This window comes from Paraburkholderia sediminicola, assembly GCF_046030555.1.
GTDB lineage: Bacteria > Pseudomonadota > Gammaproteobacteria > Burkholderiales > Burkholderiaceae > Paraburkholderia > Paraburkholderia sediminicola_E.
Genome location: NZ_JAQQCH010000011.1, coordinates 75,160 through 88,754, shown reverse-complemented (window position 1 = coordinate 88,754; position 13,595 = coordinate 75,160). Strand labels below are relative to the sequence as shown.

Here is a 13,595-nt window from a genome sequence, read left to right as displayed (position 1 = left end):
GGTTACCGGTGGTACAGATGATGTTGAAGAATATAGTCCCACACCGCGGTGGGGACATGGCTTGCGGCCCGGGCCTGGCTCTTGTCCTGCTGTTCAACGCCCGCGAGGGCAAGCCGCCGGGTCACCTGTTCGCGCAGATGCGCGCGAATGTCGGTGGCCGAGACGTTGAACGCAAGCGTCGTATCGATCAGCAAGTGGCCGCAGGGGGTGGCTTGCAGAACGTCGGCGCGGGCACGGCGCGCGTCGATTTCTTTGGCAACCACGGGCGGAATCGACGCGAGGTCGAAACCGGGGCGCGTGGCCGCGCAAATATGGGCGAAGTCGAACAGGCGCCGCCAGTCGCGCCATGTGTCGAGATGCACCAGTTGATCCGCGCCGATCAGAAGCGCAATCGACGCATCCTGACCTTCGCGTTCACGCCACACCTGCAGCGTGTTGATGGTGTACGTCGGACCGTCGTGTTCAATTTCGTCGGTCGCAACCCGCACGGTTACACCCGGCAGCACCAATGCGCCGGCGGCGGCCCGGGTCATGGCCAGCCGGTGTTCAGCGGCTGACACGTCGGTTTTTTGCCACGGCTGGCCGGCCGGCAGCAGCACCAGTTCGGTCAGATTCAGCACTTCGGCAAAACGCCGCGCGAGCGCGAGATGGCCGTCGTGGATCGGATCGAAAGTGCCGCCGAGCAGTCCGATCCGGCGGGGCAGGGCGACAGGATGAGCGTTCGGCTTCAGGTGAAGATCCTTTGTCGTGGTCACGTGCAGTGCGGTGCGGGCCTGAGGCCTCACACCCACTCGCGCGGCACGAGAAAATCGCTGTAGAGACGCGCTTCCGGCGTGCCCGGTTCGGGCTGCCAGTTGTAGCGCCAGTTCACCACAGGCGGCATCGACATCAGAATCGATTCGGTGCGTCCGCCGCTTTGCAGCCCAAACAGTGTGCCACGGTCGAAGACCAGATTGAATTCGACGTAGCGGCCGCGCCGGTATGCCTGAAACTCCCGCTCAGCTTCGCCGTACGGAATGTTGCGGCGCTTTTCGATGATCGGCATATACGCTTTGAGGAATCCTTCGCCGACGCTTTTCAGCATCGCAAAGGATTGATCGAAGCCCGGCGCCGAGAAATCGTCGAAGAAAATCCCGCCGATGCCACGCGCTTCGTTGCGGTGCTTGAGGAAGAAATACTCGTCGCACCAGCGCTTGAAACTCGGGTACAGGTCTGCGCCATAAGGCTGCAACGCGTCGCGGCACACCCGATGGAAATGCCGCGCGTCTTCCTCGTAGCCATAGTATGGCGTCAGATCCATGCCGCCGCCGAACCAGAACACCGGTTCTTCGCCAGCCTTGGTCGCGATCAGCAGACGCACGTTCATATGCACGGTGGGACAGTGCGGATTGTGCGGGTGCAGCACGAGCGAGACGCCCATGGCTTCGAAACCACGGCCGGCCAGTTGCGGGCGCGCGGCGCTCGCCGAACCCGGCAACGCATCGCCGGCTACGTCCGAGAAGCCAATGCCAGCCCGTTCGAAGAAGTTGCCGCCTTCCAGAATCCGCGTATAGCCGCCGCCGCGCAGTTTTTCGCCGGGGGCGCGCTGCCATGCGTCGGTCGCGAACGGCTTACCGTCGAACGCGCCGAGCGTGTCCGCGATATGCGTTTGCAGGCCTTGCAGCCAGCTGCGCACGGCCTGTGCGTCATAGCTCGAATCGGTCATGAGTGCAGATGCTGAGGGCGGCACGCTCGTCGTGCCGCGGGTTCTTCGTGAAGGGCGAGGGCCGGGCCTTCGCTCAGGATGTTCCTGCGAAGGCGCGGCGCTACAGTCATTCGCGCCGGATGAAATACCCATCAACCGGGGCAAGCCCGCATGGTGCGATGGGCGCCGCAACAGCCGCGAAAACCCGCAGTGTAGCGCCGTTGGCGCCGCACGCGGACAAGTGGGGGTATGGCTTACTGCTTGCCTTCGCTCTTGGCGTCGTGCTTGCGGTTCAATGCACGGTAGCCAATGTCGCGGCGATATTGCATGCCGTCGAACGAGATCTGGTTGATCGTTTCGTATGCCACCGATTGCGCGCTGCGCACCGAATCCGCCAGACCGACCACGCACAACACGCGGCCGCCCGAGGTGGTCAGCTTGCCATCCGACAGCGTAGTGCCCGCGTGGAACGTGACCGAATCCACGGTTTCGGCCGGAATATCGCTGATCCGGTCACCCTTGCGCGGGGTGTCCGGATAGTTGTGCGCGGCGAGCACCACGCCAAGCGCGGTGCGGCGGTCCCATTCCAGTTCGATCGTGTTGAGCGTGCCGGCGATGGCCTGCTCGACCACCTTCGAAAAGTCGCCCTTCAGGCGCGCCATGATCGGCTGCGTCTCCGGGTCGCCCATCCGGCAGTTGAATTCGAGCGTCTTCGGGTTGCCTTGCGCGTCGATCATCAGACCGGCGTACAAGAAGCCGGTGAAGCGGATGCCTTCTTTCTCCATGCCACGCACGGTCGGCTGGATGATTTCGCGCATCACCCGCGCATGCAGTTGCGGCGTGACGATCGGCGCGGGTGAGTAGGCACCCATCCCGCCGGTGTTCGGACCCTGATCTGCGTCGAGCAGACGCTTGTGGTCCTGGCTCGAGGCGAGCGCCAGCACGTGCTTGCCGTCCACCATGACGATGAAGCTGGCTTCTTCGCCGGCGAGGAATTCCTCGATCACGACGCGCGCGCCGGCATCGCCCAGCTTGTTGTCCGACAGCATCATGTCGACAGCGGCGTGCGCTTCTTCCAGCGTTTGTGCAACGACGACGCCCTTGCCGGCGGCGAGGCCATCAGCCTTGATCACGATCGGCGCACCCTTGGCGTCCAGGTACGCGTGCGCGGCGGCGACGTCGGCGAAGGTTTCGTACTCGGCGGTCGGGATCGCGTGGCGCTTCATGAACGCCTTGGCAAAATCTTTCGAACTTTCGAGCTGCGCGGCTTCCTTGCTCGGCCCGAAAATCTTCAGGCCGCGCGAGCGGAACAGGTTGACGATACCCGCGGCGAGTGGCCCTTCCGGCCCGACCAGCGTGAACGCGATCTGTTCTTTCTCGACGAAATCGGCGAGTTCAGCCGGATCGGTGATGTCGATGTTGCGCAGACGCTCGTCCTGGGCGGTGCCGCCATTGCCGGGAGCAACGTAGACGAGCTGGACCCGTGGCGATTGCGCGAGCTTCCATGCGAGCGCATGTTCGCGACCGCCGGAACCGACGACGAGTAACTTCATGTGAATCCCCGAGACTTAAAAACCATAAACGGCTGAAGCAGCGCGCTCAGCCGTGAAATAACAGTGAGGTTTGCAATGAACCCGCAGCCAGCTAGCGGCGCAGGGCACATAGCGAACCCGAGTGGAGGCAGTGCGGAAGGGCCTAATCCAACGCTCAACCAACGCCCGCTCAACAGCAACGCGAGGGCCAACCGGCGGCGCGGGCGTGGTTCGATGGAACTCCACGCGCAAGGCGCCGCCGGAGCACGCTCATTCGTCGGCGATCGCGGCGTTTGTATAGACTTCCTGCACGTCGTCCAGATTTTCCAGCGCGTCGAGCAGCTTCTGCATTTTTACCGCGTCGTCGCCCGTGAATTCGACTTCTGTCTGAGGTTTCATCGTCACCTCGGCCAGTTCGGCCTTGAAGCCCGCGGCTTCCAGTGCGGTCTTCACCTTCGGGAAATCGTTCGGCGGGCACAGCACTTCGATACTGCCATCTTCGTTCGTGACGACGTCGTCGGCGCCCGCTTCGAGCGCGGCTTCCATCAATTTGTCTTCCGGCGTGCCGGGCGCGAACAGGAACTGGCCGACGTGATCGAACATGAACGACACCGAGCCGTCCGTGCCCATGTTGCCGCCGTTCTTCGAGAACGCGTGCCGCACGTCCGCCACCGTGCGGGTGCGGTTGTCGGTCATCGTGTCCACGATCACCGCTGCGCCGCCGATGCCGTAGCCTTCGTAGCGGATTTCTTCGTAGCTTGCGCCGTCGACGCCGCCCACGCCACGCTGGATCGCGCGGTTGACGTTATCTTTCGGCATGTTGGCGTCGTACGACTTTTCGACGGCGAGCCGCAGACGCGGATTCGAGTCGATGTCGCCGCCGCCCATGCGGGCCGCCACCTGAATTTCCTTGATGAGCCGCGTCCAGACCTTGCCGCGCTTGGCGTCGGCCGCTGCTTTTTTATGCTTGATGTTGGCCCATTTCGAATGACCCGCCATACTTTTCTCCGTCGCGCGCGCCAATGGGGCGCACGCATTGTGCAATTGTCGTTGCGATGTCGGGCGCGCGGCGCTGCTGATCGCGACCTTGCGCTCGATGTCAAAGCGCTCGGCGCCAGACCGCCTGGTGTCAGACTTGCCTCAGCTTGATCGTGTCCAGCAAGGCGTTGCCGGGGATCGAAAGTCGCCAGCGCGGGGGCCAAGGCAGTGCGGTTTGGGGCGGCACGGTGACGCCCCAAACCGCGCCGGTCCCTGCAGACCCCGCGTAAAGGCGCGATGCGCCTGGCGGCAGTGCAAGTTGAGCGGCGCTTTGAGCGGACTCGAATTTTATCACGCCACGAGGGTGCGGCAGGGCAGAGCGTAGCCGGAAACTGCGTGGAAATTGAGCGGCGGCGGCCTTTTGCGCGCGCCGCCACCGCCTTTTTTCAGTCCGCTGTCAGTTTTTCGTGCCGAACAGGCGGTCGCCGGCGTCGCCGAGACCCGGCACGATGTACGCGTGCTCGTTCAGGTGCGAATCGAGCGAAGCCACGTACAGCTTGACGTCCGGATGCGCGTCCTGGAACACCTGCACGCCTTCCGGGGCCGCCACCAGGGCGAGGAACATGATGTTCTCGCCGCTCACGTTGCGGCGCTTGAGCACGTCCACCGCGTGCACGGCGGAGTAACCGGTCGCGACCATCGGATCGCACAGAATGAACACGCGGTCTTCCAGATCCGGCAGGCGGACCAGATACTCGACCGGACGATGGTCCTCGGCGCGATACACGCCGATATGGCCCACGCGTGCAGACGGCACCAGCTCCAACAGGCCGTCCGACATGCCGATGCCGGCACGCAGCACCGGCACGATCGCCAGTTTCTTGCCGGCGATCACCGGCGCGTCGATTTCGACCAGCGGCGTGGTGAGGCGGCGCGTGGTCATCGGCAGGTTGCGGGTGATTTCGTAGCCCATCAGCAGCGTGATCTCGCGCAGCAGTTCGCGAAACGTACGGGTCGAGGTGTCCCGGTCGCGCATATGCGAAAGCTTGTGCTGGATCAGCGGGTGATCGAGGATGAAAAGATTGGGAAAACGGCTGTCCTGGGTCATGGCGGGGGCGCAAGCGGCGGCTAGAGGGATCGGTTTGACGGTCCGCACGGCCTGAAACCGGCGGGCGGACGCGCCACGGCGCAAGTTTACCGAAAGAGTGGCGCCGGAAGATACCGGAGATTGCAGTGGCCCGGCACAGTCCGGCACCGATTCTTCTAGAATCGGGGGAAACATTGCAACGATTGGGCAACCGCGGGGTCCCCCGCGCCACGACTACGCCAGAGGATACACACATGGACATGGGAATCGCAGGACGCACCGCGCTGGTTTGCGCGGCCAGCAAGGGTCTGGGGCGCGGCTGCGCGGAAGCGCTCGCCGCCGAAGGCGTCAACCTGACGATCGTCGCGCGCACGGCCGAGACGCTGGAGGCGACCGCCGCGGAGATTCGCAAGCAGAGCGGCGTGGACGTGAAGACGGTGGCGTGCGACATCACCACGCCCGAAGGACGCGCCGCGGCGCTCGCCGCCTGTCCGCAGCCGGACATTCTGGTCAATAACGCGGGCGGCCCGCCGCCGGGCGATTTTCGCAACTTCACGCACGAAGACTGGATCCGCGCGTTGGAGAGCAACATGCTGACGCCGATCGAGCTGATCCGCGCGACCATCGACGGGATGAGCGAGCGCGGCTATGGGCGCATCGTCAATATCACGAGCTCGGCGGTCAAGGCGCCGATCGACGTGCTCGGCCTGTCCAATGGGGCGCGCTCGGGGCTGACTGGCTTCGTGGCGGGGCTGGCGCGCAGCAAGGTGGCTTCCGTGGGCGTGACGATCAACAATCTGCTGCCTGGCCTGTTCGACACCGACCGCATCGCTACCACCTTCGCGGCGCAAGCCAAGGTGCAAGACATTTCCGTCGACGACGCGCGCAAGCAGCGCATGAAGACGATCCCCGCCGGCCGTTTCGGCAATCGTGATGAATTCGGCCGCGCCTGTGCATTTCTGTGCAGCGTGCATGCGGGCTACATCACCGGCCAGAACTGGCTGATCGACGGCGGCGCCTACCCCGGTACGTTCTGAGCGGCCACGCATTGAAACACGGGCAGAAGCACTGGCATCACCCTCACTACAACAACGACATTCACAACGGTTTCAGGAGTCTTACGTCATGAGCACCCGCATTGCGCTGATCGCGCACGATCACAAGAAAGACGACATCGTCAAACTGGCCGGCGAATACGTCGATACGCTCAGGCGCTGCGAGATCGTCGCGACCGGTACGACCGGCACGCGCATTGGTGACGCGCACGGTCTCACGGTCGAACGCATGTTGTCCGGCCCGCATGGCGGCGACTTGCAGATCGGCGCGCAACTCGCGGAAGGGCGGGTGGACATGGTGATCTTCCTGCGCGACCCGATGACGCCACAGCCGCACGAACCGGATATCAACGCGCTGGTGCGTGCCTGCGACGTTCATAACATTCCGTGCGCCACCAATATTTCGACCGCGCGAATGATTCTCGACGTGCTGACCTTGCGCCTCACGCAGCAGGTCTGAACGCGCGCATGCTGTGCGAGCGATCAACATCACAAACCAAGGAGACATGATGGTCAAAGCAATCCGATTCGACAAAACCGGCGGCCCTGAGGTGATGAAATGGGTGGACGTCGAAGTGGGCGAGCCGGGTGCGGGCGAGATTCGCATCAGGCAGACCGCGGTGGGCCTGAACTATATCGACGTGTATTTCCGCACGGGTTTGTATCCGCTGCCGTTGCCAGGCGGTCTCGGGATGGAAGCGGCGGGTGAAGTCACCGCGGTCGGCGCAGGCGTGACCGGTCTTAAAGCCGGTGATCGCGTGGCGTACGTGGCGCGTCCGCCTGGTGCATACACCCAGGAGCGTGTGCTGCCGGCTGCGCAAGTCGTCAAGGTGCCGGACGCGGTGAGCGATGAGCAGGCGGCCTCCGTCATGCTGCAAGGCTTGACCGCGCAATACCTGCTGCGCCGTACCTATCCGGTGAAAGCCGGCGACACGATTTTGATCCAGGCCGCGGCCGGCGGCGTCGGCCTGCTGGCTTGCCAATGGGCGAAAGCGTTGGGCGCGACGGTGATCGGCACGGTCGGCTCCGACGAGAAAGCCGAGATCGCCAAGGCACACGGTTGCGATCACGCCATCGTCTACACGCGCGAAAACTTCACCAAGCGTGTGCGCGAGATCACCAACGGCGCGGGTGTGCCGGTGGTGTACGACTCGATCGGTAAAGACACGTTTACGGGCTCGCTCGACTGCCTCGCGCCGCTCGGCATGTTCGTGAGTTTCGGTAACGCATCGGGACCCTTGCCGCCGATCGATTCATCGGAATTCGCCGGACGCGGTTCGCTGTTCTTTACGCGCCCCACGCTCTTTACCTATATCGCCAAACGCAGCGACTACGAGGCGATGTCGGCCGAACTGTTCGATGTGCTGGTGTCGGGCAAGGTGAAGGCGAGCATCAATCAACGCTACGCGCTGGCCGATGTCGGCAAGGCGCACGCCGATCTCGAAGGGCGTCGCACCACGGGCTCGACGATTCTGCTGCCGTAAGGCATTGCCGGCCGGTGGCTCGCACCGGCCGCGCGCAGTGCCGCCGCCGCGCTGCGCGTGCCTCGGCGGGCGTGCCGGCCGGTTAATTCGATGCTTCGCTGGCCGCGACGGGTGGCGTCGGCTTGAGCTTGGCCATGCGCCCCGCGACGATCGCGGTCATGAACGTTTTCGGGAAGTCGTCGGTCATTGTCCAGCCGGTGCTGCTCTTCACGAACACGAAATCGCTATGCAGTTGAATGACCGGCGATGCGCCGATTGCCGACAGCAGATCGTCCCGATAGTCGATGGTCACCGGGCACGATTGGCGTCCATCGGCAAGCTGCCGGCAGTTCGCGCTCGGGATGACGTTCAATATGCTGTCCGCGAGCGATGCCGGTTGGTCATCGTCAGTCGCGGGCTTGGGAGAGAGTGCGGCCGGTCCATGGATCTGCGCATCGAGATGGGTCAGTGCCGCCTTCATCGCCGTTTCCATGTTGTCCCTCCCGACCGGCGCGCCGAGCGTGTTGTTCAGCGTGGCCGCGTCGTAGCGCGACGTGATGTATTCGGGCGGGAAAGCCTGCACGGCGAACTTGTTCTTGTCGTCCGCAGTGCGCAGCACGGCATAGCCGATCTGCGTCTTGTCCTCGCCGATGGTCAGGTCGGCGACGCAGCCGCGCGAATGATCCTTGCTGTCATACCCGATTTCGCGATGATTCCGCGTGTTCGGCAGGCCATTTTTCTGCACCATCTGCAAGCCGGTCATGCTTTTCATTTCGCCGTCGTAGATGAGCGAATTGAGCGCCGTGGTGGTCGACGATGCGCCGCACATCGGCGTTGAATCGGGCATCAGCATATAAATGCCGAAGCCGATCAATACCACCAGCACGCCGCCGACCTGGAGCAGGAAGGACGTTTTCGCTTTTTTTCGTCGAAGCTCGAGTAAGGCCTGCAAGCGCGCATTCAATCGGGGATCGACGTTGCTGATATAAAGCAGCAATGCAATGCGCTGATCGAGCGGAACCGTCTCGCCTTCCGACCATTGAAGATTCTGCAGCGTGGCATTTTCTTCGTCGTCCCGATCCATATATTTTTCAGCGATCAGCCAATCCAGCAACTGTCTCGCGGTGCACGTCTCGAACTGGATATCCGGGTTGTCCAGCAAGCGCTGGCGTGCCTCATCGCAGCGATCGTCGGCGATGTAATGGGCGACGGACAGCACCGCGAGTACCGTTACCCGATCGTCGTCCATGAGTTCGGTTGTCGTTCCGCTTTCTGAATCAATTGGCATATTAAGAGCGCTATCGGAAGGTTGAATGGGCTATTTTTGTTAAATCCGGTGCGTGTTTAAGCGCATTGAATAATCACGGCCATCCAGATGGATATCGCGCGCCATTATGAGCGATGATTTCGTGTTCTGGCCAGGATTAAATGGCCGGCCGTTTATGGTTTATCTTTCTAATGGAGTGCGTGTCGTCCCGGTTTAATCGGTTTAATCGCCGTGCGTCTGGCCGTTGCCGCCGTTTACACGATTTTTACGCCCCATCTCAAATCTTTGACCTGCCCTTTACGCGCTTCGGCATACCGTTGCACCTATCCAAAGTCCGTGAATGGAGAACAAAAATGGATGTGCTGTATGTCGGGGGGCTGGTGCTGTTTTCCGCGCTGACCTTTGCATTGATTGCCGGCTGCGAGAAGTTGATGCAGTTCCGGCGCGGCCAGGGAGCGCGCTCATGAACTGGATTCTCTGGTTGTCGGGCGCGGCTACCGCGCTGCTGTTTGTGTACCTGGTCTATGCGCTGTTGCGCGCGGAGGACATTGAATGAACTCGAACAATGTCCTGCAAGCGGGCCTCTTCATCGTCGTGCTGCTGGCAGCCGCGGTGCCGATGTCCCGCTACCTGAGCAACGTGATGGACGGCACCTCGCGCGTGGTCCGCTTCGGCGGCCCGATCGAGCGCTTGCTGTATCGCATTGCGGGCGTCGATCCGTCGAAGGAAATGGGCTGGAAGCACTACGCCATCGCCACGATTGCGTTCAACGTGCTCGGCGCGCTGTTCCTTTACGTCTTGCTGCGCGTGCAAGGCTGGCTGCCGGGCAACCCGCAGCAGTTCGGTCCGATGACGGTCGACGGCGCGTTCAATACGGCGGTCAGTTTCGTGACCAACACGAACTGGCAGGATTACACGCCTGAGCAGACCGTTGGCTATCTGGCGCAGATGCTCGGCTTGACCGTCCAGAACTTCTTCTCGGCCGCCACCGGCATCGTGGTGGTGATCGCACTGATTCGCGGCTTCGCGCGTCACACCGCGCAAACCATTGGTAACTTCTGGGTGGACCTCACGCGTGTGACGCTTTACGTGTTGCTGCCGATGTCGGCGATCATCGCGGCAATCCTGATGAGCCAGGGCGTGATCCAGAACTTCAAGTCGTATCAGGATGTGCCCACGCTGCAAACCACCACGTACGCCGCACCGAAGCTCGATGCACAAGGCAATCCGGTGAAGGACGCGAAGGGTAATCCGGTTACGGTCGATACGCCGGTGAAGACGCAAACCCTCGCCATGGGCCCGGTTGCATCACAGGAAGCGATCAAGATGCTCGGCACCAACGGTGGTGGCTTCTTTAACGGCAACTCGGCGCATCCGTACGAAAACCCGACGCCGTTCTCGAACTTCCTGCAGATCTTCTCGATCCTGATTATTCCTGCAGCCCTGGCACTCGTGTTCGGCCGGATGATCATGGACCGCAAGCAGGGCGTGGCCGTGCTCGCGGCTATGACGATCGCATTTGGCGTGTGCGTGTTCGGCGAAATCAGCGCGGAACAGACGGGCAACCCAGCGTTCACCGCATTGCACGTCGATCAATCGGCGAATGCGTTGCAGTCGGGCGGTAACGCGGAAGGCAAGGAAACGCGCTTCGGTATCGCGCAGTCGGGCATCTTCACGGTCGCGACCACGGCAGCTTCGTGCGGCGCAGTCGCCAATACGCACGACTCGCTGACGCCGATTGGCGGCCTTTATCCGATGCTGTTGATGCAGCTTGGCGAAGTGATCTTCGGCGGTGTCGGTTCCGGTATGTACGGCATGCTCGTGTTCGCGCTGCTGGCTGTGTTCGTGGCGGGCCTGATGATCGGCCGCACGCCTGAATACGTCGGCAAGAAGATCGAAGCATACGAGATGAAGATGGTGTCGATCGTGGTGCTGCTTACGCCGCTGCTGGTGCTGGTGGGCACGTCGATCGCGGTGCTGACCGATGCGGGCAAAGCCGGTATCGCCAACCCCGGCGCGCACGGTTTCTCCGAAATCCTCTACGCGTTCAGTTCGGCCGCTAATAACAACGGCAGCGCGTTTGCGGGGCTGACGGTGGGCACGCCGTTCTATAACTGGCTCACGGCGATTGCGATGTGGTTCGGCCGCTTCGGCACGATCGTTCCGGTGCTGGCGATTGCTGGTTCGCTCGCATCGAAGAAACGCATCGGCGTGACTGGCGGCACGTTGCCGACTCACGGCCCGCTGTTCGTCGTGCTGCTGCTCGGCACGGTGCTGCTGGTTGGTGCGCTGACTTATGTGCCCGCGCTCGCGCTCGGACCGGGTGTCGAACATCTGATGATGATGGGCGCCCATTGAGGCGGCCCGTTGACATGACACCAGCGACCAACGAGTGAACAGGCGCAAACGGGAAATTCGAGGATTCAATGACTGAACATAATGCAACCAGGTCCATGTTCGACCCGGCGCTGGTGCGCCCGGCGATCGTGGACTCCTTCAAAAAGCTCACGCCGCGCACGCAGTTCCGTAATCCGGTGATGTTCTGCGTGTACGTCGGCAGTATTCTGACGACCATTTTGTGGATCGCCGCGCTCGGCGGCCAGGCCGAGGCGCCCGCGGGTTTTATTCTTGCGGTCACCTTGTGGCTGTGGTTCACCGTGCTGTTCGCGAACTTCGCGGAGGCGCTCGCCGAAGGCCGTTCCAAGGCCCAGGCCGCGTCGCTGCGCAGCGCGAAGAAAGACGTGATGGCCAAGAAGCTCAACGAGCCGCATCCGAAGTCGCCGATCCGTATTCTGACAGCGTCCGATCTGCGTAAAGGCGACGTCGTGCTGGTCGAAACGGGTGACGTGATTCCGGCCGACGGCGAAGTGATCGACGGTGTGGCGTCGGTCGACGAATCGGCGATCACGGGCGAATCGGCACCGGTGATCCGCGAGTCGGGCGGTGACTTCTCGTCGGTGACGGGCGGCACGCGCGTGCTGTCGGACTGGATCGTCGTGCGCGTCACGGCTAATCCTGGTGAAGCCTTCCTTGACCGCATGATCGCGATGGTCGAAGGTGCGAAGCGTCAAAAGACGCCGAACGAAATCGCGCTGACGATTCTGCTGGTCGCGCTGACGATCGTGATGTTGCTCGCAACAGCCACGCTGCTGCCGTTCTCGATGTTTTCCGTCGAGGCTGCAAAAGCCGGTCACGTCGTGACGATTACCGCGCTGGTTGCACTGCTGGTGTGTCTGATTCCGACCACCATCGGCGGCTTGTTGTCGGCGATCGGTGTGGCCGGGATGAGCCGGATGATGCAGGCGAACGTGATCGCCACCTCGGGCCGTGCGGTTGAAGCGGCTGGCGACGTCGACGTGCTGTTGCTCGACAAGACCGGCACGATCACGCTCGGTAATCGTCAGGCATCGCAGTTCGTGCCGGCACCCGGCTTGACTGAAGAAGCCCTCGCCGACGCGGCGCAGCTTTCGTCGCTCGCCGACGAAACGCCGGAAGGCCGCAGCATCGTCGTGCTGGCCAAGCAGCGTTTCAATATCCGTCAACGCGATATGGCTTCGCTGAAGGCGGAATTCCTCGCCTTCACGGCGCAAACGCGGATGAGCGGTGTCGATCTGCCTGGCCGAGAAATCCGCAAGGGCGCCTCCGACGCGGTGAAGAACTACGTCGAAGCGAATGGCGGCCGTTTCCCGAACGAAGTCAGCACCGCCGTCGCCGAAGTCGCACGTCGCGGCAGCACGCCGCTGGTGGTCGCCGAGAAAGGCGAGCAGGGCGCACGCGTGCTCGGCGTGATCGAACTGAAGGACGTGGTGAAGGGCGGCATCAAGGAACGCTTCGCCGAACTGCGCAAGATGGGTATCAAGACCATCATGGTGACCGGCGACAACCGGTTGACGGCAGCAGCGATTGCCGCAGAGGCAGGCGTCGACGATTTCCTCGCCGAAGCCACGCCGGAAGCGAAGCTCGCCACCATCCGCGCGCACCAGGCCGAAGGCAGGCTTGTGGCGATGACGGGCGACGGCACCAACGACGCCCCGGCGCTCGCGCAGGCCGACGTAGCGGTGGCAATGAACACCGGCACGCAGGCCGCGAAGGAAGCCGGCAACATGGTCGACCTCGATTCGAATCCGACCAAGCTGATCGAGATCGTCGAGATCGGCAAGCAGATGCTGATGACGCGCGGCTCGCTCACCACGTTTTCGATTGCTAACGACGTCGCCAAATACTTCGCGATTATCCCGGCTGCGTTCGCGACCACCTATCCGGCACTGAACGCGCTGAACGTAATGCATCTGGCTACGCCGGCCTCCGCCATTATGTCGGCGGTGATTTTCAATGCGCTGATCATCGTGATGCTGATCCCGCTGGCGCTCAAAGGCGTGAAGTACCGGGCGCTGGGCGCGGCGATCCTGCTGCGCCGCAATCTGCTGGTCTACGGTCTGGGCGGGATCATCGTGCCGTTCATTGGCATCAAGTTGATCGATATGGTGCTGGCCGCATTCGGCTGGGTTTGAGAAGCGGCAGCTTAAGAG

Annotated in this window: 13 protein-coding genes; 7 read left to right on the top strand and 6 right to left on the bottom strand. The window is 62.6% G+C overall.

Annotated elements, in window-relative coordinates; all coding sequences use genetic code 11:
• Positions 1–2: 2 nt before the first annotated feature.
• The 5 genes from PQQ52_RS17375 to upp all read right to left on the bottom strand — a co-directional run bounded on the left by PQQ52_RS17375 (position 3) and on the right by upp (position 5,302).
• The gene (locus PQQ52_RS17375) at positions 3–755 is read right to left on the bottom strand and encodes a nicotinate-nucleotide adenylyltransferase (protein WP_408213596.1); all 753 of its coding nucleotides are present in this window, start codon (positions 753–755) and stop codon (positions 3–5) included.
• 26 nt (positions 756–781) lie between these two features.
• On the bottom strand, positions 782–1,705 hold the full coding sequence (hemF, locus tag PQQ52_RS17370; protein WP_408213593.1) for an oxygen-dependent coproporphyrinogen oxidase: 924 nt from the start codon (positions 1,703–1,705) through the stop codon (positions 782–784).
• A 233-nt stretch (positions 1,706–1,938) separates the two neighbouring features.
• Entirely contained in the window at positions 1,939–3,237 is a 1,299-nt protein-coding gene (gene purD, locus PQQ52_RS17365; RefSeq protein ID WP_408213590.1) for a phosphoribosylamine--glycine ligase, read from the bottom strand.
• Between the two features lie 249 nt (positions 3,238–3,486).
• Positions 3,487–4,215 carry a YebC/PmpR family DNA-binding transcriptional regulator gene (locus tag PQQ52_RS17360; RefSeq protein WP_408213587.1) on the bottom strand — a complete coding sequence of 243 codons (729 nt, stop codon included), beginning with the start codon at positions 4,213–4,215 and terminating at the stop codon, positions 3,487–3,489.
• Positions 4,216–4,651: 436 nt separating this feature from the next.
• Complete coding sequence (upp, locus tag PQQ52_RS17355) at positions 4,652–5,302, bottom strand: uracil phosphoribosyltransferase (protein ID WP_175052835.1); 651 nt, start codon at positions 5,300–5,302, stop codon at positions 4,652–4,654.
• Between the two features lie 233 nt (positions 5,303–5,535).
• Here upp and PQQ52_RS17350 point away from each other — a divergent pair, with 233 nt between their 5' ends.
• The 3 genes from PQQ52_RS17350 to PQQ52_RS17340 all read left to right on the top strand — a co-directional run bounded on the left by PQQ52_RS17350 (position 5,536) and on the right by PQQ52_RS17340 (position 7,820).
• Complete coding sequence (locus PQQ52_RS17350) at positions 5,536–6,318, top strand: SDR family oxidoreductase (RefSeq protein WP_408213584.1); 783 nt, start codon at positions 5,536–5,538, stop codon at positions 6,316–6,318.
• A gap of 88 nt (positions 6,319–6,406) precedes the next feature.
• A complete protein-coding gene (locus PQQ52_RS17345) occupies positions 6,407–6,796 on the top strand; it encodes a methylglyoxal synthase (RefSeq protein ID WP_074284944.1) in 390 nt (129 codons plus the stop codon).
• Positions 6,797–6,845: 49 nt separating this feature from the next.
• Complete coding sequence (locus PQQ52_RS17340; RefSeq protein ID WP_408213933.1) at positions 6,846–7,820, top strand: quinone oxidoreductase family protein; 975 nt, start codon at positions 6,846–6,848, stop codon at positions 7,818–7,820.
• 82 nt (positions 7,821–7,902) lie between these two features.
• Here the strand turns inward: PQQ52_RS17340 and PQQ52_RS17335 are convergent, their stop codons facing one another.
• Positions 7,903–9,048, bottom strand: coding sequence for a hypothetical protein (locus PQQ52_RS17335; protein ID WP_408213581.1), 1,146 nt, complete (start codon positions 9,046–9,048; stop codon positions 7,903–7,905).
• Between the two features lie 371 nt (positions 9,049–9,419).
• On the opposite strand from PQQ52_RS17335, the gene PQQ52_RS17330 reads away from it, so the two are divergent.
• From PQQ52_RS17330 to kdpB, 4 genes are all read left to right on the top strand, one after another.
• Entirely contained in the window at positions 9,420–9,533 is a 114-nt protein-coding gene (locus tag PQQ52_RS17330) for a potassium ABC transporter ATPase (RefSeq protein ID WP_120345708.1), read from the top strand.
• Positions 9,530–9,622 carry a K(+)-transporting ATPase subunit F gene (gene kdpF, locus PQQ52_RS17325; RefSeq protein WP_011487462.1) on the top strand — a complete coding sequence of 31 codons (93 nt, stop codon included), beginning with the start codon at positions 9,530–9,532 and terminating at the stop codon, positions 9,620–9,622. Before PQQ52_RS17330 ends, kdpF begins: the two co-directional genes overlap by 4 nt.
• Positions 9,619–11,424 (top strand): potassium-transporting ATPase subunit KdpA, encoded by a 1,806-nt coding sequence (gene kdpA, locus PQQ52_RS17320; protein WP_408213576.1) that lies wholly within the window; start codon positions 9,619–9,621, stop codon positions 11,422–11,424. Before kdpF ends, kdpA begins: the two co-directional genes overlap by 4 nt.
• Positions 11,425–11,492: 68 nt before the next feature.
• Positions 11,493–13,577: a potassium-transporting ATPase subunit KdpB gene (kdpB, locus tag PQQ52_RS17315; protein ID WP_408213573.1), complete on the top strand. Its 2,085-nt coding sequence runs from the start codon at positions 11,493–11,495 to the stop codon at positions 13,575–13,577.
• The last annotated feature ends 18 nt before the right edge of the window (positions 13,578–13,595 follow it).

Coding starts and splice junctions, on each gene's coding strand:
- hemF (WP_408213593.1), bottom strand. CDS start 1,705: ATGACCGATTCGAGCTATGACGCACAGGCCGTGCGCAGCTGGCTGCAA.
- purD (WP_408213590.1), bottom strand. CDS start 3,237: ATGAAGTTACTCGTCGTCGGTTCCGGCGGTCGCGAACATGCGCTCGCA.
- PQQ52_RS17360 (WP_408213587.1), bottom strand. CDS start 4,215: ATGGCGGGTCATTCGAAATGGGCCAACATCAAGCATAAAAAAGCAGCG.
- upp (WP_175052835.1), bottom strand. CDS start 5,302: ATGACCCAGGACAGCCGTTTTCCCAATCTTTTCATCCTCGATCACCCG.
- PQQ52_RS17350 (WP_408213584.1), top strand. CDS start 5,536: ATGGACATGGGAATCGCAGGACGCACCGCGCTGGTTTGCGCGGCCAGC.
- PQQ52_RS17345 (WP_074284944.1), top strand. CDS start 6,407: ATGAGCACCCGCATTGCGCTGATCGCGCACGATCACAAGAAAGACGAC.
- PQQ52_RS17340 (WP_408213933.1), top strand. CDS start 6,846: ATGGTCAAAGCAATCCGATTCGACAAAACCGGCGGCCCTGAGGTGATG.
- PQQ52_RS17335 (WP_408213581.1), bottom strand. CDS start 9,048: ATGGACGACGATCGGGTAACGGTACTCGCGGTGCTGTCCGTCGCCCAT.
- PQQ52_RS17330 (WP_120345708.1), top strand. CDS start 9,420: ATGGATGTGCTGTATGTCGGGGGGCTGGTGCTGTTTTCCGCGCTGACC.
- kdpF (WP_011487462.1), top strand. CDS start 9,530: ATGAACTGGATTCTCTGGTTGTCGGGCGCGGCTACCGCGCTGCTGTTT.
- kdpA (WP_408213576.1), top strand. CDS start 9,619: ATGAACTCGAACAATGTCCTGCAAGCGGGCCTCTTCATCGTCGTGCTG.
- kdpB (WP_408213573.1), top strand. CDS start 11,493: ATGACTGAACATAATGCAACCAGGTCCATGTTCGACCCGGCGCTGGTG.